Source organism: uncultured Acetatifactor sp. (assembly GCF_948601915.1).
GTDB lineage: Bacteria > Bacillota > Clostridia > Lachnospirales > Lachnospiraceae > Acetatifactor.
In genome coordinates this window covers 1-21328 of the sequence record NZ_CAPDXS010000094.1, presented here as the reverse complement: position 1 = coordinate 21328, position 21328 = coordinate 1, and the positions used below count along the sequence as shown (strand labels likewise).

General features: G+C 53.6%; 17 protein-coding genes. 12 read left to right on the top strand and 5 right to left on the bottom strand.

Annotated features, from left to right (window positions below; all coding sequences use genetic code 11):
- The 4 genes from Q2B33_RS15800 to Q2B33_RS15785 all read left to right on the top strand — a co-directional run.
- A partial coding sequence (locus tag Q2B33_RS15800) for a DHH family phosphoesterase (RefSeq protein ID WP_300914102.1) occupies positions 1-1495 on the top strand: 1495 nt, incomplete at its 5' end.
- A gap of 269 nt (positions 1496-1764) precedes the next feature.
- A complete protein-coding gene (locus tag Q2B33_RS15795) occupies positions 1765-2964 on the top strand; it encodes a carbamoyl phosphate synthase small subunit (protein ID WP_300565824.1) in 1200 nt (399 codons plus the stop codon).
- The gene (carB, locus tag Q2B33_RS15790) at positions 2957-6322 is read left to right on the top strand and encodes a carbamoyl-phosphate synthase large subunit (RefSeq protein WP_300565823.1); all 3366 of its coding nucleotides are present in this window, start codon (positions 2957-2959) and stop codon (positions 6320-6322) included. The genes Q2B33_RS15795 and carB overlap by 8 nt, the downstream gene beginning before the upstream one ends.
- Positions 6323-6533: 211 nt before the next feature.
- Positions 6534-8159 (top strand): spermidine synthase, encoded by a 1626-nt coding sequence (locus Q2B33_RS15785; RefSeq protein WP_300565822.1) that lies wholly within the window; start codon positions 6534-6536, stop codon positions 8157-8159.
- A 195-nt stretch (positions 8160-8354) separates the two neighbouring features.
- Here the strand turns inward: Q2B33_RS15785 and Q2B33_RS15780 are convergent, their stop codons facing one another.
- Together Q2B33_RS15780 and Q2B33_RS15775 are read right to left on the bottom strand one after the other, a co-directional pair.
- Positions 8355-8924 carry a hypothetical protein gene (locus Q2B33_RS15780; RefSeq protein WP_300565821.1) on the bottom strand — a complete coding sequence of 190 codons (570 nt, stop codon included), beginning with the start codon at positions 8922-8924 and terminating at the stop codon, positions 8355-8357.
- Positions 8925-9107: 183 nt separating this feature from the next.
- Positions 9108-10823 carry a glycoside hydrolase family 2 protein gene (locus tag Q2B33_RS15775; RefSeq protein WP_300565820.1) on the bottom strand — a complete coding sequence of 572 codons (1716 nt, stop codon included), beginning with the start codon at positions 10821-10823 and terminating at the stop codon, positions 9108-9110.
- 228 nt (positions 10824-11051) lie between these two features.
- On the opposite strand from Q2B33_RS15775, the gene Q2B33_RS15770 reads away from it, so the two are divergent.
- From Q2B33_RS15770 to Q2B33_RS15760, 3 genes are all read left to right on the top strand, one after another.
- Positions 11052-11921, top strand: a complete 870-nt coding sequence (locus Q2B33_RS15770; protein ID WP_296476297.1) for an AraC family transcriptional regulator — start codon at positions 11052-11054, stop codon at positions 11919-11921.
- Positions 11922-12097: 176 nt separating this feature from the next.
- Entirely contained in the window at positions 12098-12739 is a 642-nt protein-coding gene (locus Q2B33_RS15765) for a superoxide dismutase (protein ID WP_296476299.1), read from the top strand.
- 102 nt (positions 12740-12841) lie between these two features.
- Positions 12842-13543, top strand: a complete 702-nt coding sequence (locus Q2B33_RS15760; protein ID WP_300784181.1) for an epoxyqueuosine reductase QueH — start codon at positions 12842-12844, stop codon at positions 13541-13543.
- A 245-nt stretch (positions 13544-13788) separates the two neighbouring features.
- On the opposite strand, the gene Q2B33_RS15755 is transcribed toward Q2B33_RS15760, so the two are convergent.
- On the bottom strand, positions 13789-14187 hold the full coding sequence (locus tag Q2B33_RS15755) for a hypothetical protein (protein ID WP_300565817.1): 399 nt from the start codon (positions 14185-14187) through the stop codon (positions 13789-13791).
- Between the two features lie 292 nt (positions 14188-14479).
- On the opposite strand from Q2B33_RS15755, the gene Q2B33_RS15750 reads away from it, so the two are divergent.
- From Q2B33_RS15750 to Q2B33_RS15730, 5 genes are all read left to right on the top strand, one after another.
- The gene (locus Q2B33_RS15750) at positions 14480-15388 is read left to right on the top strand and encodes a YafY family protein (protein ID WP_300565815.1); all 909 of its coding nucleotides are present in this window, start codon (positions 14480-14482) and stop codon (positions 15386-15388) included.
- Between the two features lie 27 nt (positions 15389-15415).
- A complete protein-coding gene (locus Q2B33_RS15745; protein ID WP_300565814.1) occupies positions 15416-15775 on the top strand; it encodes a RidA family protein in 360 nt (119 codons plus the stop codon).
- Between the two features lie 145 nt (positions 15776-15920).
- A complete protein-coding gene (locus Q2B33_RS15740) occupies positions 15921-16049 on the top strand; it encodes a hypothetical protein (RefSeq protein ID WP_296476315.1) in 129 nt (42 codons plus the stop codon).
- 275 nt (positions 16050-16324) lie between these two features.
- Positions 16325-16654 (top strand): hypothetical protein, encoded by a 330-nt coding sequence (locus Q2B33_RS15735; RefSeq protein WP_300565810.1) that lies wholly within the window; start codon positions 16325-16327, stop codon positions 16652-16654.
- Between the two features lie 138 nt (positions 16655-16792).
- Positions 16793-17857, top strand: a complete 1065-nt coding sequence (locus Q2B33_RS15730; RefSeq protein WP_300784176.1) for a DUF4300 family protein — start codon at positions 16793-16795, stop codon at positions 17855-17857.
- 285 nt (positions 17858-18142) lie between these two features.
- On the opposite strand, the gene Q2B33_RS15725 is transcribed toward Q2B33_RS15730, so the two are convergent.
- Together Q2B33_RS15725 and Q2B33_RS15720 are read right to left on the bottom strand one after the other, a co-directional pair.
- Positions 18143-19663: a nitrilase-related carbon-nitrogen hydrolase gene (locus tag Q2B33_RS15725; RefSeq protein ID WP_300791746.1), complete on the bottom strand. Its 1521-nt coding sequence runs from the start codon at positions 19661-19663 to the stop codon at positions 18143-18145.
- Positions 19664-19821: 158 nt separating this feature from the next.
- Positions 19822-20760: a hypothetical protein gene (locus tag Q2B33_RS15720; protein WP_300914101.1), complete on the bottom strand. Its 939-nt coding sequence runs from the start codon at positions 20758-20760 to the stop codon at positions 19822-19824.
- Positions 20761-21328 lie beyond the last annotated feature (568 nt).

The window sequence follows — 21328 nt, the reverse complement described above, 5'->3', positions numbered from 1 at the left end:
GGACGGCATCGGCATGATCGTGACCTGCGACAACGGCATCGCCGCCGCGCCCCAGATCGCGCTGGCCAATTCCTATGGCATCAAGGTCATCGTCACGGACCACCATGAGGTGCCCTTCGTGATGGCGGCCGGAACCGCTGATGGCATTTCCGGCGGGGAGCAGGGGAATAACGGCTCTGATGGGAGGAGAGACGGCAAATCAGGAGACGTGGAGGAGAGGGCTGCGGATGGGACAGGCTGTGACGGAGGATCCTGCCGCAGGGAGCTGCTGCCCCCGGCCCTGGCGGTGATCGATCCCAAGCAGGAGCGGTGCAGGTATCCCTTCCCGAACATCTGCGGAGGCGCGGTGGCCTACAAGGTGGTACAGGCGCTGGCGGAGAGGACGGGAAGCGCACAGCTGAAGGACGCGCTGGAGGAGCTGCTGGAGTTCGCCGCCCTGGCTACGGTCTGCGATGTGATGGAGCTGAAGGATGAGAACCGGATTCTGGTGAAGGAGGGGCTGAACCGCCTGCGGCATACCCGCAACCAGGGAATCCGGGCCCTGATGGATGTCAACGGCATCGAGCCGGAGAAGCTCAACGCCTATCATCTGGGCTTCGTGATCGGTCCCTGCCTTAACGCCACCGGCAGACTGGACACCGCAAAGAGAGCCCTGGAGCTTCTCCAGAGCCAAAACCGGGTGGAGGCCATGACCGCGGCCAGGGAGCTGAAGGAGCTCAATGACAGCCGGAAGAACCTGACCCTGCAGGGGGTGGAGCAGGCAGAAAGTTACCTGGCGCGGCAGGGGGCGGAGCTGGACAAGGTGCTGGTGATATATCTGCCGGAAGTCCACGAGAGCCTGGCGGGCATCATTGCCGGGCGCATCCGGGAGAGCCACCACCACCCCGTCTTCATCCTGACCAAAGGGGAGGAGGGGGTGAAGGGCTCCGGCCGCTCCATAGAGGGCTACCACATGTACGAGGCCATGACCCAGGTGAAGCGGTATTTCACCAAATTCGGCGGCCATGCCATGGCGGCGGGGCTGTCCATGCGGGAGGAGGATGTGGAGGCCTTCCGGCGGGACCTGAACCGGAACTGTGCGCTGGAGCCGGAGGATTTCATCCCTAAAGTGCATATCGATGTGCCCATGCCCATAGACTACGGGGACATGGGGCTGGCGGAGGAGCTGGAGCTGCTGGAGCCCTTCGGCGTAGGCAACCCCAGGCCGCTGTTCGCCCAGAAGGATCTGCTGTTCCTGTCAGGGCACAAAATGGGCGCCAACCAGACCTGCGCCAGATACCAGGTGCGGACGGAAACCGGCACCCGGCGCCAGATTGTCTTTTTCGGCGACCTGAAGAAGTTCGGCGCGTTCCTGGAGGAAAAGTTCGGCCCGGGCAGCGAGGAGGCGCTGTACGCGGGGAGAGGGGACTTCCGCGTCTCCGTGGCTTATCAGTTGGGGAAGAATACTTTTCGGGGGAACACGGAGGTGCAGTATGTGATGCAGCATTATACGTGAGAGACGGCGGGGAAACTGGCGGAATGCCGTAACTGCTGCAAAATGCCGATACAAGACGATGCTGTAATGCACCTGCGAAAAATGATTGCCCTATTCCGTTTTCTGTGCTATAATAATGCGAATGTTTTGAGAGCGTATATACAGAAATAAAATGCCTTCCCCGGTGCGGCCGCCCTGCGGGAAGCGCGCCGCGGAGGATTCAGGCGGAAAGCGGGGCGCTTTATGCGGGGATATGGCTGCGGAACCGGGGCGGGAGGAGGGAAAAGCCTATGAAAGCGTTTTTGATCCTGGAAGACGGCACTGTATTCCGGGGGACCCATATCGGTGCCCGGAGGGAAATCATCAGTGAAATCGTGTTCAACACATCCATGGCCGGATACCTTGAAGTGCTCACCGACCCTTCCTATGCGGGACAGGCAGTGTGCATGACGTATCCGTTGATCGGCAATTACGGCATCTGCAGGGACGACATGGAATCCTCAAGGCCCTGGCCGGACGGCTTCATCGTGAGGGAGCTTTCCCGCATTCCCAGCAATTTCCGCTGCGATATGAGTCTGCAGCAATTCCTCGAAGAGAACAATGTGCCCGGCATCGCGGGCATCGACACAAGGGCTCTGACCAAGATCCTCCGGGAGAAGGGTACCATGAACGGCATGATCACCACCCGGGAATATCCGGATGCGGCGGAAATCCTGCCCAGGCTGCGGGCCTACACCACGGGCAAGGTGGTGGAGAAAGTGACCTGCAGGGAGAAATATACGGTAAGGCCGTCAGCCGGCCTGGCGGACAATGGCCCTCTGTCCGGCGCGGCCAGATTCGACGGGGCGGCTTATGAAAAGGGCCTCCGGGAGCCGCGGCCCTCGCTGGTGAAGGAGCTCAACGGTTCGGGCCTTCGCGTGGCGCTGCTGGATTTTGGCGCAAAAGCCAATATCGCCCGCTCCCTGGCGGAGCGGGGCTGCGAGGTGACGGTGTATCCGGCCCGGACTTCCGCGGAGGAGATCGTGGCGGACAGGCCCGACGGCATCATGCTCAGCAATGGCCCCGGGGATCCTAAAGAGTGCGGGGACATTATCGGGGAGATCCGGAAGCTCTACGATACGGACATCCCTATTTTCGCCATCTGTCTGGGCCATCAGCTCATGGCGCTGGCCACCGGGGCGGATACCTATAAAATGAAGTACGGGCACCGGGGCGGGAACCATCCGGTAAAGGACCTGGCTACCGGCAGAGTGTATATTTCTTCACAGAATCACGGTTATGTGGTGGACATGGAAAAGCTCGACCCTAAAGTGGCGGTTCCGGCCTTCGTCAACGTGAATGACGGCACCAACGAAGGGCTTGCGTATACGGGCAAGAATATCTTCACGGTGCAGTACCATCCGGAGGCCTGTCCCGGACCCCAGGATTCCCGGTATCTGTTTGACAGATTCATCCGGATGATGAGAGAAGGAGGGAGCGAAAATGCCTAAGAATCCCAACGTAAAACGAGTCATGGTCATCGGCTCCGGCCCCATCGTCATCGGCCAGGCGGCGGAGTTCGACTACGCGGGCACCCAGGCCTGCCGCTCTCTGAAGGAGGAGGGCGTGGAGGTGATTTTGGTGAACTCCAACCCCGCCACCATCATGACAGACCGGGACATCGCGGACAAGGTGTACATCGAACCCCTCACCGTCCAGGTGCTGGAGCAAATCATAGAGAAGGAGAAGCCGGACAGCATCCTGCCCACCCTGGGCGGCCAGGCGGGCCTGAATCTGGGGATGGAGCTGGAGGAATCCGGGTTCCTGAAGGCCCACGGCGTGACCCTTCTGGGAACCACCGCCGCCACTATCCGCAACGCCGAGGGGCGGCAGGAGTTCAAAGACCTGATGGAGCGCATCGGAGAGCCCTGCGCAGCTTCCAAGGTGGTGGAGACCGTGGAGGAGGGGGTGGAATTCGTGGGCTCCATCGGCTATCCCGTGGTGCTGCGTCCGGCCTACACCCTGGGAGGCTCCGGCGGCGGCATCGCCTACAACCAGGTGCAGCTGGAGGAGATCCTGGAGAATGGCCTACGTCTCTCCCGGGTGGGCCAGGTGCTGGTCGAGCGCTGCATAGCGGGCTGGAAGGAAATCGAGTACGAGGTCATGCGGGACAGCGCGGGGAACTGCATCACGGTCTGCAACATGGAGAACATCGACCCGGTGGGCGTGCATACGGGAGACAGCATCGTAGTCGCCCCCTCCCAGACCCTGGGCGACAAGGAATACCAGATGCTGCGCACCTCCGCCCTGAACATCATTAATGAACTGCAGATTACCGGAGGCTGCAACGTGCAGTTCGCCCTGCATCCCACCAGCTTTGAGTACTGCGTCATCGAGGTGAATCCCAGGGTGAGCCGTTCCTCCGCCCTGGCCTCCAAGGCCACGGGCTATCCCATCGCCAAGGTGGCGGCTAAAATCGCGCTGGGCTATACTTTGGACGAGATCAGGAACGCCATTACCCGGAAGACTTACGCCAGCTTTGAGCCCGCCCTGGATTACTGCGTGGTGAAGATTCCCAGGCTTCCCTTCGATAAATTCATCACGGCCAAGCGCACGCTGACCACCCAGATGAAGGCCACTGGCGAGGTCATGGCAATCTGCGACAGCTTTGAGGGAGCTCTGATGAAGGCCATCCGCTCCCTGGAGCAGCATGTGGACTGTCTTCTGGACTATGATTTCAGCGGGCTGAGCGTGGATGAGCTGAAGTCCGGGCTGAAGGTGGTGGACGACAGGCGGATCTGGATGATTGCCGAGGCTGTCCGCAAGGGCGTCGGCTATGAGGAGATTCACGATATCACCATGATAGATATCTGGTTCATCGATAAGATTGCAATCCTGGTGGAGATGGAGGAGGCCCTGCGGACACAGGAGCTGACTCCGGATTTATTGCGGGAGGCCAAGCGGATAGAGTTCCCTGACAATGTGATTGCCAGACTCACGGGAAAGAGCCAGGCGGACATCCGGGCCATGCGCCATGAGAACGGCATCCAAGCTGTCTACAAAATGGTAGACACCTGCGCGGCGGAGTTCGCTGCGTCAACTCCTTATTACTATTCCGTATATGGCGGAGAGTGCGAGGCAAGCGCGGGGGAAAGCATTGAGTTCGAAAGTGACTCATTAAATAATTTCAAGTTCCGCAGTGCGGAAACGATTTGCAATACGGAAATGATTTGCGGTGCGGAAACGATTCATACAGAAGAATGCCCCAATTGCGGACATCCTTCCGGGACTGGCGCCGGTGCTTTCCATGGGGAGGCCGGGGATCGTCGGAAGAAGGTCCTGGTCCTGGGCTCCGGCCCCATCCGTATCGGCCAGGGCATCGAGTTCGACTACTGCTCCGTCCATGCCACCTGGGCCTTCTCCAGGGCCGGGTACGAGACCATCATCATCAACAACAACCCGGAGACCGTGAGCACGGACTTCGACATCGCGGACAAGCTCTACTTCGAGCCGCTGACCCCGGAGGACGTTGGGGCCATCGTGGACATCGAGAAGCCGGACGGGGCAGTGGTGCAGTTCGGCGGCCAGACCGCCATCAAGCTCACGGAGAGCCTGATGAAGATGGGCGTGCCCATTTTGGGCACCAAAGCCGAGGATGTGGACGCCGCGGAGGACAGGGAGCTTTTCGACAAAATCCTGGAGGAGACAGGCATTCCCCGGGCGGCGGGCGGAACGGTGTACACCGCCGAGGAGGCCAAGGCCGTTGCGAACCGCCTGGGCTATCCCGTGCTGGTGCGGCCCTCCTATGTGCTGGGCGGCCAGGGCATGCAGATCGCCATTTCCGACCAGGAGATCGAGGAGTTCATGGCCATCATCAACCGCATCGCTCAGGACCACCCCATTTTGGTGGACAAATATCTCCAGGGCAAGGAAATCGAGGTGGACGCGGTCTGCGATGGCACGGACATTCTGATTCCCGGCATCATGGAACATATCGAGCGCACGGGCGTGCACTCCGGGGACAGCATCTCCGTCTACCCCGCCCATACCATCGGAAAGCTGGTGAAGGACAAGATTGCGGAGTACACCAGGCGGCTGGCAAAGGCGCTGCACGTAAAGGGACTTATCAATATCCAGTTCATCGCCATCGGAGAAGACGTATACGTCATCGAGGTGAACCCCCGCTCCTCCCGGACGGTACCTTATATCAGCAAGGTGACGGGTATCCCTATCGTGGATCTGGCCACGGAGGTGATTCTGGGCAGGACGATCAGGGAGCTTGGATATGAGCCGGGGCTGCAGCCGGAGGCCCAGTACTATGCCATCAAGATGCCTGTGTTCTCCTTCGAGAAGATTCGGGGGGCGGAGATCAGTCTGGGGCCGGAGATGAAATCCACGGGAGAGTGCCTGGGGATTGCGAAGGAATTCCATGAGGCGCTGTACAAGGCGTTTTTAGGGGCGGGGGTGAATCTGCCCAGGCATAAGAACATGATTATCACCGTGAAGGACGCGGACAAGGGAGAGGCCATTGAGATAGGAAGACGCTTCGCGAAGCTGGGCTATACCATCTATGCCACCAGGAGCACGGCCGCGGCCCTGAACGAGGCCGGGGTTAAGGCCAGGAAGGTGAACAAGATTTCCCAGGAATCGCCCACGGTGATGGACTTGATTCTGGGGCACCGCATCGACCTGGTGATCGACACCCCCACCCAGGGGCGGGACAAGTCCCGGGACGGCTTCCTGATCCGCCGGACGGCCATCGAGACAGGCGTCAACTGCCTGACCTCCCTGGACACTGCCAGGGCTCTGGTGACAAGTCTGGAGAACGCGGGACAGGAGCTGACGCTGGTGGATGTGGCGCGGCTGTGAATGATGCCCGACTGTGATTGATGTGGGGGGTCATTAATGTTTGCCATAGGAAGCTTTTTCCATCGGGAATATGCGGCAAGCTTGAACGCAGGAGTATATGGCCATGGAAGATTGACGCATGGCGAATCCAGTGGCCGGGATTTCGAGGAAGGTTCCGTATCATGAGGGGCAGGGGGGCAGGAAGGAAAAGCAAGCCAAGGGAGAATAAAAGATGAGCATGACCAATGCACCTAAAATATTGAAGAATCGGGTATTTCTGTACCTGACGGAGTTTTTCGCCGGCATGTCCGTGATGGCGGTGGAGCTGGGGGCCAGCAGGCTGCTTGCCCCCTATTTCAGCTCCTCCCAGATTGTGTGGACAATCATCATCGGCACCATCATGATCGCCATGGCGCTGGGGAACATCTACGGCGGGCGCAGCGCGGACAAGAATCCGGACCCGGGGAAGCTCTACACAAGGATGCTGATAGCGGCAGTGTGGATTGCGGCCATCCCCGTGGTGGGGAAGTACATCATACTGGGGATTTCGGCGCTGCTGATATTCTCCGTGAGCGCAAATTTCCTCATCGTGGCGGCCTTTGCGGCCTGTATGGCAGTCTTTGTGTTCCCGCTGTTTTTGCTGGGCACGGTGACGCCCTCTCTGGCGAAATATACGGTGGGCAATCTGGAGGAGAGCGGGAAAGTGGTGGGGAACCTGGGGGCCTTCAACACCATCGGCAGCATCATAGGCACCTTTGTGCCCACCTTCGTCACCATCCCTTCCGTGGGAACCTCCGTCACCTTCCTGATCTTTGCAGGGATACTGCTGGCTCTGGCCATTGCCTACTTTGCCAGCGCGGCGGGAAAGAAGGGCATCCGGGGGATGGGAAGGGCTGCGGCTGCCCTTCTGTGCTATCTGCTGTGCTGCGCGCTGGGGCATTCCAACAGCTTCGCCTTCTGGGAGAGCAACCTGGCCTACGAGGGGGAGTCGGTCTACAATTATCTCCAGGTGAAGGAAAATGACAGGAGCGTCATACTTTCCACCAACGTGCTCTTCGGAGTCCAGTCCATCTATATGAAGGACCAGGGGCTCACGGGCATGTATTACGATTATGCCATGGCGGCGCCGCTGATGGTGGAGGGAAAGGAGCCGGAGGACTGCAGGGTATTGATCCTGGGCATGGGCACCGGTACATATGCCACACAGTGCAGGAAATATTATGGAGACATGGAGATTGAGGGCGTGGAGATCGATGAGAAGATTACGGCCCTCTCCCGGGAGTATTTCCACCTGCCGGAGGATGTGCCCGTGACCACCTATGACGGCAGGGCCTTCCTGAACGCTGTGGAGGAAAAATATGACGTGATCATGGTGGACGCCTATCAGGACATCACCATTCCCTTCCAGATGTCATCGACGGAATTCTTCACGCTGGTGAAGGAGCATCTGGCGGAGGACGGCGTCATGGTGGTGAACATGAACATGCGGGGCAGCGGCGAGGGCAATATCAACCAGTATCTGGCGGATACCATCTCCTCCGTGTTCGGGGAGGTCTGTACGGTGGAAGTGAGCGGCTCCACCAACCGGGAGCTCTTCGCTTCGGACAATAAGGCCATGGTGGAGAGCTTCCAGGCAAAGCGCCGGGCGCTGGAGGATGAGGCGCTGTACGCCATGATGGAGCGGACGGCAGAGCATCTGGAGGAGTATCAGGCAGGCGGCTATATCCTGACGGATGACAAGGCTCCGGTGGAGCTGCTGGGGATGCAGGTGATTGACGGGCTCATCGGGGATGAGGTGGCCTATTATAAGCGGATATATGAGGAAGAGGGGCTTCAGGGATTGTTGCGGTCGTTTTAAGAAAGCTGTCTTAAGGAATTGTCAGCCCGATGTGGCCTGTACCGGCAGGACCTGTGGGTGTACTATTCCGGAGGATAACGGCGTACAGGCCACGGGGTTCTTATGTAAAAGTTGAATTTACAGGCGAATGAGCCAGAGTCATTGCGGGACGGTCAGATATTGCCGACATGCATGGCTTTGCCCTGTTCGAAAGCGTCAAGCCAGCTTTTGCAGTTTTTCCGAGTGGCTCATCACCACTTTTTTGAGCAGGTCTACGTCTTCGCAGACGGACTCCATTTTGTCCCCGTAATCCTGGTATCGCCTGAAGGTAGCCGTATAGCAGGACTCGATGTTGTCCAGCCTGGGCATGATGACATTCTCCTGATTCAACTGCAGCAGGCGGACCCGCGCGTCCAGGCTCTGGATTTCGGCATAAAGCTCGTCCCTTACGGCCTGGATTTCAGCGTGCAGTTCATCCCTTACGGCCTGGATTTCAGCGTGCAGTTCATCCCTTACGGCCTGGATTTCGGCGTGCAGCTCATCTCTCACAGCCTGGATTTCGGCGTGCAGGTCGTCCCTCACAGCCCGGATCTCAAGGCGCAGCTCGCTTTTCACAGCCTGAATTTCCGTGTGCAGTTCATTCTTTACGGCCTGAATCTCAGCGTGCAGTTCATCTCTCACAGCCCGAATCTCTTCATGCAGCTCGTTCTTCAGAGACTGCATCTCTGCTTTCAGCTTTACATCCAGCAGATCGGATATGGCAAGTAGCAGTTCATTGTTCGTCATGGCTTTCACCTCCTTAAAAAATATCCTTACCCGGCCGTTCCCTGCCCCGGGTAAGGAGACTTGAATGCGGCGCACAAGACGTGCCTTTTATCAGAAGCGAAAAGCATGCTTCTGATAAGACATATTATAACAGATTGGACGAAAATTGTCAGCATGGAATCCGAAAATGGAACTCAAATTCCTTCAATCTTCGATGGCCGCCTTCCTGCTGTTGATTTTCCGGAAGATTTCCATGTCCATCTTGGGCTTCCTGTCATAGGTATACAGCCCGTTGACCTCCTGCTCCACATCGTAAAGCTGGGTATAGCAGAAGCCGAACATGTGGGGATTGTCCAGCAGGGCGTCCGTCAGACCCTGATAGCGGGCGATGTATTCTTCCTCTGTCTTCGGCCCGTCCCCGTAGCCCCAGCTGTCCGCCAGGCTCCCTTCCACGTCCCATTTGATTCCGCCGTACTCGCTGATGAACACGGGAATGCCCGGCACAGGAGTCTGCCTGTCCGCCATGCGGTCCGTCAGGGGGCCTCCCTTTGCGAATTCCTCATAGGTGGCGGCGAACACGGCCGGATCCTGCTCATAGTCGTGCATGTCGTAGATGTCCGTCACCACATGGTAGTTGCCGCTGGTGTCGATGCAGGGCCTGGTGGTGTCGAAAAGCTTCGTCATCCGGTAGACCATGGCCAGCAGATCATTGTCCTGCCTGCGCCCCTCGTAGTCCCAGGTCTCATTGAAGGGGCACCAGCCCACGATGGCGGGATGGTTGAAGTCCCGGTCCAGGGCCTCCATCCACTCCGGCAGGAAGCATTTCAGACCATCTGGCCTGCTGAGATCCAGCCCCCAGTTTCCCTGCTCCCCCCACACCAGATAACCCATCCGGTCGCAGTGGTAGAGGAAACGCTCCTCGAATATCTTCTGGTGGAGCCTGGCGCCGTTGAAGCCCGCCTCCATGGAAAGCCGGATGTCCCGCTGCAGCGCCTGGTCGGAAGGGGCCGTGTAGATGCCGTCCGGATAGAAGCCCTGGTCCAGCACCAGCCGCTGGAACACGGACCTGCCGTTGATCAGGACGCGCTCTCCCTCCAGACGAATCTCCCGCATGCCGAAATAGCTGTTCACGCAATCCTCCCCGAAGAAGAGCTTCAGGTCGTAGAGGCGCCCGGCGCCGGCCTCCCAGAGATGCAGCTCGGAGAGGGGGATGTCGAGGGTGGCGTTTCCGGCCGTTGCTCTTGCCTGGGCCTGTCCGCAGATTTTTCCTTCATAGGAGGCCTCCGCAGAGAGGATTCCCTCCCCCACGGTGACGGCGCGGACGGTGACGGAGCTCTCCGCGATATTGGGGTAATAGTATAATTTTTCGATATATGCCTTCGGCAGGAACTCCAGCCACACGGTCTGCCAGATTCCCGTGGTGCGGGTGTAGTCGCAGCCCTGGGAATGGAAGAGGCCGCTCTGTTTCCCCTTGCACTGTCTGCCGCTGCGGGTGTCGTCCCTGGCGTAGAGGGTCAGGGTGTTCACGCCCTCTTTGGCGTATTTGGTGATGTCGAAGCTAAAGGACACATATCCGCCCCTGTGGGTTCCGGCCTCCTGACCGTTCACCCAGAGACGGCACTCGTAATCCACCGCCCCGAAGTGCAGGCGAACATGTCCCTCCAGCTGCTCTTTGGTCAGCTCCACCTTTTTCTGATACCATACCGCCGGTATGAAATCCTTGTACCCGATGCCGCTCAGGTCGCTCTCCGGACAGAACGGAACCTGGATCTTCCTGTCCAGCCTGTCCCTTTCATAAAACCTGCGCTCCACGCCGCTGCAGCCGAAGTCAAAGGCGAAATCCCACTCGCCGTTGAGGTTCTGCCAGTTCTCCCGCTGCATCTGGGGCTTTGGATGCTCTGTTCTCGCCGCTTGTGCCATTGTAAGACCCTCCTGTCTTCCTTTCGTTTTCTGCATATGCTTCCAGCATATGTCCTGTCTGCCGTTTTCCGGGACAGATATAGTATAGTCGCATCCGGTCTCCTTTTCCATGGAAATTAGTTGCGTAAATGTACAAAATAGTGCTATAGCTATTCCATTTCGGGACCGGAGGATGTATAATAGGAGGAAAAGCAGATAAAGGGCGCCGCCGGAACCAGGAGAGATACCATGCCAGACACACAGCCGGTCTTCAGACAGGGAAGAGGAGAAGAGTATGCCGTCTATACGGGACAGGTATCGGCCAGCTTCGCGCCCGGCCTGGCGGGCATTACCTACCCTGACCCGCTGTATGAAATATACCGTCCCCGGGGGGATCATTATGTCTTTGAATATGTCATCTCCGGGACAGGCCATGTCCGTCAGGATGGGGAAAGCGTCACTGTGGCGGCGGGGGACGCCTACATCCTGCAGCCGGGAAGATGCCATCACTATTATTCGGACACGGAGGATCCCTGGACGAAGATATGGTTCAATGTGGGCGGGAGCCTGGTGAGGCATCTGCTTTCCGACTACCGGCTGGAGAATGTGCTGAAGATCCCGGCCTTCGCCGACAGCAGCCATCTCTTTGCCATTTTCCACGCCATAGAGAAGGAACCGGTCCGTTCAGGGGGTGAGCTGGCGCTGCTCCTGCACAGGCATGTCCAGGCCCTCTCCGGCTTTCTGGGCAGCGAAGCCTGCGGCCAGTCCCGGGCGCTTGCCATGAAGAATTTCATAGAACAGAACGCGTCGCGGCCCCTTACCATCGACGACATCGCGGGCTGCGTCCCACTGTCCCGCTCCAGGGCCATCCATCTTTTCCGGGAGGCCTATGGCATGACGCCTTATCGCTACTATCTGTCGCTGCGGCTTGCGCTTTCCCAGTCGCTGCTGGAGCGCACGGCCATGCCCATACAGGAGATCGCGAACCGCCTGGGTTTCATGGATTATCGCCATTTTTCCGGATTTTTCAGAAAAGAGACAGGCGTTTCGCCCTCCTGTTACAGGAAGGGGCATGGCAGACCGGCCGAGCCTGGCAGGGAGGATACGGGGAGCCTGTGAGATGCAGGGATGTGGAGGCGGCACTGCGGGATGGCAGGGGCAGGAAGCCGGGAAGATTTTTGAATAAAAGGGATAAATTTACATATACTTTCCACAGAACCGTAAATGTTCCGGCAGGGATTTCTCCCTCCGGGCCTGAAAAAAGCCTTGACGGCAGACTGAGAGGTAACTGATTTATGAAAGCTGAAGTATATCCTTTTGTGGCGCGTCCCCTGCCCTATGAATATGATGCGCTGGTTCCTGTGCTGGATGCGGAGACATTGACCTTCCATCATGACAAGCATTACAAGACCTATGTGGACAACCTGAACAGCGCGCTGTCGGATTATCCGGAGCTGCAGAAGAAAAGCCTGACGGAGCTGCTGACCGATATCAGCACGCTTCCGGGGGCCGTACAGACGGCGGTGCGCAATAACGGCGGCGGGGTCTATAATCACGAGCTGTATTTCGACTCCATGCGGGAGCCTGCGGGACAGGAGCCCGATGGAGCGCTGGCGGAGGCCATAGAGCGGGACTTCGGCTCCTACAGGCAGTGGAAGGAGCAGATGAAGCCGGCGGCAGTGAGCAAGTTCGGTTCCGGCTGGGCCTGGCTTGTGGCGGACAAGGACGGCAGGCTGTCCATCGTGCAGACATCCAACCAGGACGTGCCGGATCTGGAGGACTATGTGCCGATTCTGCTGGTGGATGTGTGGGAACATGCCTATTATCTCCAGTACCAGAACCGCAGGGCCGATTATGTGGAGAGCTGGTTCGGGCTGATCAACTGGCGCAAGGCCGGGAAGCGGTATGAGGACTGTGTGGGAGGAGCGAATTCCTGACCGGATGCCGGAAAAGGCCTTTCCGGTAGGAACAGACAGGCCGGGGACATTTGTGAGGGAAAACGGGATTGAAGAGAGGACGGAAGAGAAAGGACAACGGAGATGAACCAGGCAAACTATCAGAGAGAACTGGAGAAAATCATTGACGGATTGCAGGGTGCAGAGGGCTTTTCTGCGCCCTCGCTGTTCCTGCACAGTTGCTGTGCCCCCTGCAGCAGCTATGTGCTGGAGTATCTCAGGCGGTATTTCCGGATAACCGTGTTCTACTTCAATCCGAACATCTCCGATGTGTCGGAATACCAAAAGCGGGTGGAGGAACAGAAGCGGCTGATCGCGGCCTATAATGAGGAGAGGGGCGGGACGGCTACCGGAGGCGAAATGCCCAGGGAAAAAAGCCCGGTATATGAGGGCGAGAGCTTCCTCGGCCATCCGATTGACCTGGTGGAGGGGGACTATGAGCCCGGGCGCTTTTTTGAGATGGCGAAGGGGCTGGAGGGCTGCCCGGAGGGCGGGGAGCGGTGCCTCCGGTGCTTTGACCTGCGGCTGCGGGAGACGGCGGGACGGGGGGCGGAGGGCGGCTTCGACTATTTCGCCACCACGCTGACCATCAGCCCGTTGAAAAATGCGCGGAAAATCAATGAAATCGGACAAGCGCTGGCACAGGAATACGGGATTGCCTGGCTGCCCTCTGATTTCAAGAAAAGGGACGGCTATAAGCGCTCCGTCGAGCTGTCAGCCCGATACGGCCTGTACCGGCAGGACTACTGTGGCTGTACATATTCCAAGGCTTCCCGGCAGGGCTGAACGCAACGAAAAAGGGGAGCCGGCGGAGCATGGCTGTGGGGTGTCATGTGCGGGGGAGCGGTTGTGTCAGTCCAATATGGCCTATGCCGGCATGCAGGTAGTAAAACCGTTTATCTGTTGTGGGAGGGAAACGGGACACAGGCCATAGATGGATTCTTATGTAGGAAATGATTTGATGCAATCGTGACGATTGCCTGAAAATGCGAATGATGATTCAGGGAATATAGGGTTCGGGCCTCTGTCCGTCAGGCCAGCTTCTGGAGCTTCTCGGAATGGTGGGTGACCACGGTCTTGAGCAGCTCCACATCCTCGAAGACGGAATCCATCTTGTCGGCGTAGGTCCTGTAGCGGTTGAACGTGTCGGAGTAACAGGACTCGATTGTGTCCAGCCGGGGCAGGATGATGTTTTCCTGGCAGAGCTTGATCTGACGGATTTCGTTCTGCATTATCAGCATATTGCTCTTTATGGAGGCGATTTCGTTCCTAATGTCTGCGATTTCGCCTTTCATGTCTGCGATTTCGCCCTTCATGTCCGCAATATCGTCCTTCATCGTCTGTAACTCATTTTTTATCGGTTGTAGTTCGGCTTTCAGCTTTTTGTCCAGCATGCCTGACAGAGCCAGCAGCAACTCATTGTCTGTCATAAAAATGCACCTCCTTTAAAATGATAGATACAGTCATCCAAAACGGAAACCAATCCGGCCGTTCCCTGCCCCGGATGAGATTATTATAGCAGACGGAGGGCATAAAGTCACCCTTTATTTTCCAGGAATCGACAATTTTTTTAGGCCTGGCCCGGAGTTGCTTTATTCAATGCAGCTTCGGTCCTCAAAACAGCTTTGAAAGGAAAAAATAATTGTCTATTTTTATGATATATGACATAATGGTGTCATAGTTTGTCTGCTATACTGAAAAAAGAGCGCAAGGGGTGTAAAGATGAAGATTGACCGACTTATGGGGCTTGTGGTCTATTTGCTGAAGCATGGCCGGACGTCCGCGCAGAAACTGGCCGAGGAGTTTGAGGTTTCTTCCAGGACAATCATGCGGGATTTAGAATCCCTGGATCAGGCGGGCATCCCGATTCAGGCCTTTTATGGGGTGGATGGAGGCTACCAGATTATGGACAGCTATGTACTGGAGAAGCAGGCTGTCACACGAAATGAGTATGACTGGCTTGTGACAGCCCTGAAAGGGATGGCCAGCGCGTACGCCAGCAAAAGCCTGGAGCGGGCGCTGGCGAAGATAGAGGGCCTGAACGAAAGGGGAAACAATGCGGTTTCCGTGGATCTGAGCGTGGCAGCGGAAGATGAGGAAATCAAGGGGCTGCTGAAGTTGCTGGAAGACGCAATCGGAAAAAAGCGCGTCGTCCGGTTTCTGTATACGAACAGCCATGAGGAACGGAAGGAGATGCAGGTGGAACCGGTCTGCCTCCAGTATAAATGGTATAACTGGTATCTGATTGGATATCACGAAAAGCATCAGGATTATTGCATGTTCAAGCTAATCCGCATGGAGGATTTGCGTGAAACAGATATCAGATATACGAGAGACCATGATGTTTCGGAGATAAAGTCCAGCGGCAGCAGGGAAAAAATCATGCATGTCAGGCTGTACGGAAAAGCGTGCGTGAGAGCGAAGTGCCGGGAATATCTGAATGGGCGGGTTGTACAGGAATTTGAAAATGGTGATTTTATGTTTTGTTTCTCTGCACCGGAACATGAGACATTCTGGTATGGGGCGATTCTTTCTTTCGGAAATCATGTACGGATAATCGAACCGCCGGAACTGAAAGAGCGCATTTTGAAAACCTGTAGAGAGATTCAGGCGGAATATGGAAGTTCTTGAAAATATGATAAAAAGGAGTGTAGGAGCATGAAAGAGATCAAAAGGTATGAAGTGAACGAGGAGTGGGCGCATTCCGGGATTGTCCAGGCGGGGGACTATTGTTTCCTGAATTATTGTGTGCGGAATATCGACGGTCCGATTGAGCAGCAAATCAGGGAAGCTTTTGACGTGATGGAAGAGCGGCTGGCGCTGGTGGGGCTGACCCTGGAACATGTGGTACAGATGAACTGCCTGTTCAAGAATATCTGGGATATCCCGGTGATGGAACAGGTGGTCAAAGAGAGGTTCCATGGCAAGTATCCCGCGCGCAAGTCCATTCAGACCGAGTTTGCTGATCCCGGCAATCTGCTGTTCCAGGTGGATGCCATTGCGTATTCAGGGAAATGATGGGAAGGTCAACGGCACTTTTCCCTGAAGCTGGTAGGCCGGTCATGAGGAAAAGGAGGCTATTTGCAATTTTTTGCATTTTCATGATGATTTTTTTGAAAAGATGTTTTATCATAGACATAGACAGCGCAGAGATCTGGTTCCGGTGAAAAAGCGTGACCCGGAGGAGCATGTGACCTGTCTGGCGGAATCCCTCACAGCATTTATCAATTCGCTGACCGAGGACGAGGATGACGGGGACGATTCGGAGGACGATGACTTCAACGAGGAATAGATTATTACAGGACGAAAATGAATACTATGGAGGGAACGCGGATGGAGCAAAGGATTCTTGAATTTATGCGGGAAAATGGCATTGCCGTTTTGGGGGCGTGGCGGACAATCTGCAAAAAGCCTATGATTATTTCCAGAAAGCTGCAAGATATCGCAGCCGGGCCGCGGAAACCGCGCTGAACAGCAAGATTGGATATGAAGTTTTACGATAGGATATTGATATAACGAGGAGGACAGATTGAGATGCGGGATTGCAAAGTGAGGATAAAAGCTGCCATGAAAAAGGTGAAAGACCGTTTTTCAGAGTACGAGGATATGGAGTTTGAAGAAAGGGGCGAATGGGTGCTGGCGGAGGATTTCTCCGGCACGCAGCTTTTTGGCTGGGAGATCTCGGACTGGGTGGAACTGGCCGGAGAGGATGAACTGATCTACGCCTATTATGACGAGGACATGAACGCGGAGTTTGTCCATATCAGGGGCGGCGTCTGTCTGCGGGCGTACACCCAGTACGACGGCGAAGTGGACACCGACGAGGGAGAGGATCCGGAAGCCGCTGTCTCGGGGTGGTCCGATGTGGCAGATTACATGGATGAACATATGATTTGACTTCCCGCATAAAACCATTTAGACCGTGAATCACGACACGACCAATGAACTGTAATCTTAAGGATTTGTTTATGGAAATGCAAAAGGGGTTGTGGTAGAATCAATAAATGAAAAAAGGAAAAGGCGGTCTTGTGGGATATGATGAAAAGTGCGAAAAAACATATAAAAATTACCTGTTCATGCGCAATAATGGTTTTACTGTTTTGTTCTGCCTGCGGCAATGCAGAAATGCCGTTTACAGCGGCAGAGGAGAAGCAGGGAAGCAGCCAGGCGGGCAACGAAGCGATGGGTGAAGAAACTCCAGGCGATGGAATGTCGGGGGACGAAGTTCCGGGGAATCAAAATACAGATGCTGCGCTTCGGAATAAACTGACATATTCAAATTTAGACAGTGAATCATCTATGGATGAAGTGCGGGATATCCTGACAAAAGCCGGTATTCAGGCAGATTATGTGGATGCTGTATTGAGCTGGGCGACAGACTATAATGACAGTATGAGGGAATGTCCGTCTTTTTCATTGGTGGGGGATTTTATGACAATAGACGGAATGACAGTTGATTATGGGGATTATCCTGCCATGTCCACACAATGGTATAAGCGCAATAATCGAAATTATCACGATGTTGTCTGCAGGATTGTGGCTTATGAGTTGAGCCAGGACAATATCTCGATAGGGAACGTGATCAAAGAAGAGGATTTTGATTGTTGGGACGAGAATACGGCATGGCTTTATACTGACGGCGATATCCTTTTCGGGCGGGAAGCCGTGGAGGGCGAGCATAAAGCGTATGTGCCTTTTCCGCTGATTGACTGGAGCAAGGATATGCAGACAGAATATTTTACCCTGTTTGACCCGATTGGCATTACAGAGCAATGCAGTGAGCAGGAAATGTTTCAGGCCATTTTGGAAAAGTGGAATGGGCAGGAGATTTCATTCAAGGAAAGCGCATTTTCTTTGATTACTTTTTGGACGCAAAGCGGTGACAGGATATGCGCTTCCCATGCTGCTGTTTTGATTGAAATGGATAATGGATATCTGCTGTTTGAAAAAACGAATCCGGAATCTCCCTATGCGGCAACAAAATTTTCTTCTACCGATGAAGTGAAGCAATATTTATATCGCATGATGGAATTAGATTATGCAAGATATGATGACCAAGTTGGGACTTATGTTATTTTGCAGAATGACAGGTTGCTTTAACTTTCAGAATCCGTCTCGGGATTGGCTTATACTGCTTAACGATTTCACTTGCCGTGAAACCAGACTGCATAACGCTGACTGGTTCATTCGCATGATTACATTAGGCAGTATTCAGCGTTATGCAGTATAAGATTTCAAGATAAGGGTTTGCAGACCCTGATCACGCAGTTTGAAGTGCCTCCCCGGTACTGGAGCCGGAATAATCCGACAGTAATTCAAGCATAAATCCTCCAAATGAAAGTAAACTCAGCCATAAATATTTTGTCCATTTTGCTTATTTAACCATTATCCTTTCCTTATGAAATTCCGATTTTTCGCTTTTGGCAATTTATTTAATCGTTTCATTTTGGGAAGCATGAAACTCCCTAACAAATATAAATTGCACAGATATACAAATAGATTTCCGATATACGAATAAAGGGTAAAGCGTCCTTTCATAGCAACCTGTGCTGAGAATGTCTTTGTATCAGACTGAAAGTAATCGGCCTGTGCCAATACACAGCCCTTAACATTTGAAACAATCGACATTCCGTTATTTGTATGTCTGATTATATTGCTTCCATTTTCAACCCCACGCACAACCGCTGTCTTTGCAGCTAATAATGTCATTTCTTTCCAATCCGAAGCTGGAACAATTAGTATATCTACATTATTTCTGCCTGCCTGCTGTATTGTAGACAAAAATGCCATATCAGAACATATAAACGGCGCAATTCTACCATATTCTGTATCAAAACTTTTTAGCATTCCATCTCCTTTTTGGCACAATTCTCCGATGGAACGTCCATGCTTAAAATATTCTGATATCAGTTCTCCCTGTGGATTAAATGCTGCCGTTTTATTTTCCTTTAAGTCCTCGTAAGGGGTTTTCACCAGTAATGAAACAATCAAATAAATCTCTTCCTGTTTCGCCATATCCGACGCCCGCTGCAGAAGCATATCCTCATCTTGTTTTAAAACCGCTCCATTCAGTTCCGACCAAAAAACAATCTTTGCACCTGCCTGTGCTTCCAACTCTGTTTTCAGGAAAAGTTCATCAGCTACTGATGCTAGTTTATTCCTTGTATTGGTAAAGTTTTCATCAGTAAATGTATTGGTATAAAATGTAGAATATACATCTTTATCATTATTTAACAGCTCTGAAATCGGAACGGTTACCCCAGCGATCCTGACACTTTTATCTGAATTTCCTGCAAAATGATACATAACAACTCCATAGACAAATACCAGGCAAATTACAGAACCATATACGATTATGTATTTCCTGATGTATTCTTTTTTGCTTTTATTGTTCCAAATCCATATAACCATTGCCGCCGTCCAATACATTAAAAAGGTGATTCCGTAAATCCCTGTTACCGTTACTATTTGTAGCAGGTATAGATTTTGGTATTGTGTATAAGCGTCAGACAACCCGCCCAAAATAGGATATACCAAATACATGATATATTCTATTGATACCATTATACTTGCAAAAATAACAGTATCTTGAAATCTCATTTTTGATTTAGACCAATAGATATATGGTAGAATCTTCAGAAAAGCTATCAGAAAAGCTGCCACGATACATATTTTTATATCCATTCCGATGGCTCTTTCAAACTGGAAAACAAACCCGATGGCATATATTGAGCCAATTATAAGATATGCTTTTCGGGTATGATTGAGAGAAAGCATATGCAAAAACAAAATTGGATAAATCCATGCAAAAATCGGGATACACCATTCTCCATTGGACATTACAAAAATTAAAAAAGTTAAGATTATGAAAACTGCAAATCGGTTATTTTTCAAAAGATTTTTCATTGCCAAACTCCTTTATTATTAAAAATATAATACTTCATTCCTCCCAGTCGTTCCTCCAATTGAATGGCTAAACTTGAAGGCGGCTCAATTATCATAGTAAAATACAACGGCATTGTCCAATGCTTATGTGGGATTGCTGCGAGGGGGTTCATTTTTCTCTAATGAGCTGCCTGGTAATCGAGCACAAAAGCATCGATATCAGAATAATGTTTTGCCTGCAGCCCCGCTTTTCTGTATTCTTTCAGATATTCGCTCAAAATACCGTCGAACCCTGCGGCCGTCTTGCGCAAGTCTTCCGGATCGTATGCTCCCAGCACGTCATATCTGTCAATCGCCGCTTCGCTGTGGATTTCATCGAACATTGCCTTTGCGCTGACCAGGCTCATAAATGCAAGATGCCGGTTGCCTGCTTCCGCCGCCGCATGCATCTTATTCCGCCAATTTGAGTACATTTCTTCGTAAGTGCCGCCAAGTTCATCTGGGGATGCCGGTTTCTTCTGGAGGGCAATGGTTTCTTTTACATGGCGGAACACGGCCATGGTTTCTTTCATCAGCGTGGACAAATGGGTGCGCACTGACGTCACGGATGTGGCCGAGAGGACAGCATTTATCAAGCCGCAAAGATTTTCCGGACGATTTTCCATGGCGTTCAGCTCCTCATAAGCCCGTTTTACGCCGTAACGGAAATACCGCTTGTTTAACATCGCTATCGCATTTTCAACATAATAAATGACCCTGCCCGCCCCGTCCAGCACATCAGACTGCTGCTCCGAAATCATGGCCAATGTGTAATAATGCTCCGCCTCTTTTAATAGCTTCTCTGCTTTCGTATAGTCTTCCTCAGAGAAAGGGGCCGTCAAAATGCCGCTGGCCTTTTTCCGCAGATTCTCCAGCCGTTCTCGGTACTTCTCGTCTGCGCAATAGACGATTTTGGCATCCATCAGCTTGGAAATATTGGGGTGTTCATATTCGGCATCTTTCTGCAGACGTTCCCAGGTGGTACAGTAGATGTCATGTCCGACCTGTAAGTCGTCCTGGATAAAGGTACAACCCAATTGCCAGCCTCTGTCATCGTTGATCAGGATGAGCAGATCCAAATCCGACCTCTCATAGTAGTCCCCCGTCATAAAGGAACCGTTTATCCCTATCAAAGCCAGCGCGCCCGGACACGCAATAGCTGCTTTTTTCATGACGGCATCGATTATCTTCTGGTTTCTTTCCTCTAAATGGTTCACTCCGTTATCTCCTGGCTATGATATTTGTTGTTTCCATTCATTTTAGCAAAGGCAGAAGACAAGCGCAAGGAGTAATTTGCTATAGTATGTTTTCGATGTTTTCCATGTTTGTAATCGTTTCGATTGTTTTCGACGGCAGAGTTCTGTGGAGTTCTGCAGCGCGCAGCGAAAACTATGCTCTTTCAGCTCAGGAGAAAATGTGCTACAATAGGAAAGGGCATCCTCTGCGCCGCATTTGGTTGCAGAAAGCTAAGATAAGAACTATTCAAGAGCGTTTGCCCCGGAAAGCCAGGTTCGTCCGGAAGGGATAGGGCAGGATTTGTATTTTGTTCCTGGGCGCGCCAAAAGACAGGGGAGAGACGGCGTGGGGGGACGCGGTCTGCAGAAATATGTACCTGTACGAATGCTATATATCCGGCATGAAATGACG

What these genes read in the sequence shown, in the direction of transcription:
- Q2B33_RS15795 (WP_300565824.1), top strand. Translation starts at nt 1,765, where the DNA reads ATGAAAGCGTTTTTGATCCTGGAAGACGGCACTGTATTCCGGGGGACC.
- carB (WP_300565823.1), top strand. Translation starts at nt 2,957, where the DNA reads ATGCCTAAGAATCCCAACGTAAAACGAGTCATGGTCATCGGCTCCGGC.
- Q2B33_RS15785 (WP_300565822.1), top strand. Translation starts at nt 6,534, where the DNA reads ATGAGCATGACCAATGCACCTAAAATATTGAAGAATCGGGTATTTCTG.
- Q2B33_RS15780 (WP_300565821.1), bottom strand. Translation starts at nt 8,924, where the DNA reads ATGACGAACAATGAACTGCTACTTGCCATATCCGATCTGCTGGATGTA.
- Q2B33_RS15775 (WP_300565820.1), bottom strand. Translation starts at nt 10,823, where the DNA reads ATGGCACAAGCGGCGAGAACAGAGCATCCAAAGCCCCAGATGCAGCGG.
- Q2B33_RS15770 (WP_296476297.1), top strand. Translation starts at nt 11,052, where the DNA reads ATGCCAGACACACAGCCGGTCTTCAGACAGGGAAGAGGAGAAGAGTAT.
- Q2B33_RS15765 (WP_296476299.1), top strand. Translation starts at nt 12,098, where the DNA reads ATGAAAGCTGAAGTATATCCTTTTGTGGCGCGTCCCCTGCCCTATGAA.
- Q2B33_RS15760 (WP_300784181.1), top strand. Translation starts at nt 12,842, where the DNA reads ATGAACCAGGCAAACTATCAGAGAGAACTGGAGAAAATCATTGACGGA.
- Q2B33_RS15755 (WP_300565817.1), bottom strand. Translation starts at nt 14,187, where the DNA reads ATGACAGACAATGAGTTGCTGCTGGCTCTGTCAGGCATGCTGGACAAA.
- Q2B33_RS15750 (WP_300565815.1), top strand. Translation starts at nt 14,480, where the DNA reads ATGAAGATTGACCGACTTATGGGGCTTGTGGTCTATTTGCTGAAGCAT.
- Q2B33_RS15745 (WP_300565814.1), top strand. Translation starts at nt 15,416, where the DNA reads ATGAAAGAGATCAAAAGGTATGAAGTGAACGAGGAGTGGGCGCATTCC.
- Q2B33_RS15735 (WP_300565810.1), top strand. Translation starts at nt 16,325, where the DNA reads ATGAAAAAGGTGAAAGACCGTTTTTCAGAGTACGAGGATATGGAGTTT.
- Q2B33_RS15730 (WP_300784176.1), top strand. Translation starts at nt 16,793, where the DNA reads ATGATGAAAAGTGCGAAAAAACATATAAAAATTACCTGTTCATGCGCA.
- Q2B33_RS15725 (WP_300791746.1), bottom strand. Translation starts at nt 19,663, where the DNA reads ATGAAAAATCTTTTGAAAAATAACCGATTTGCAGTTTTCATAATCTTA.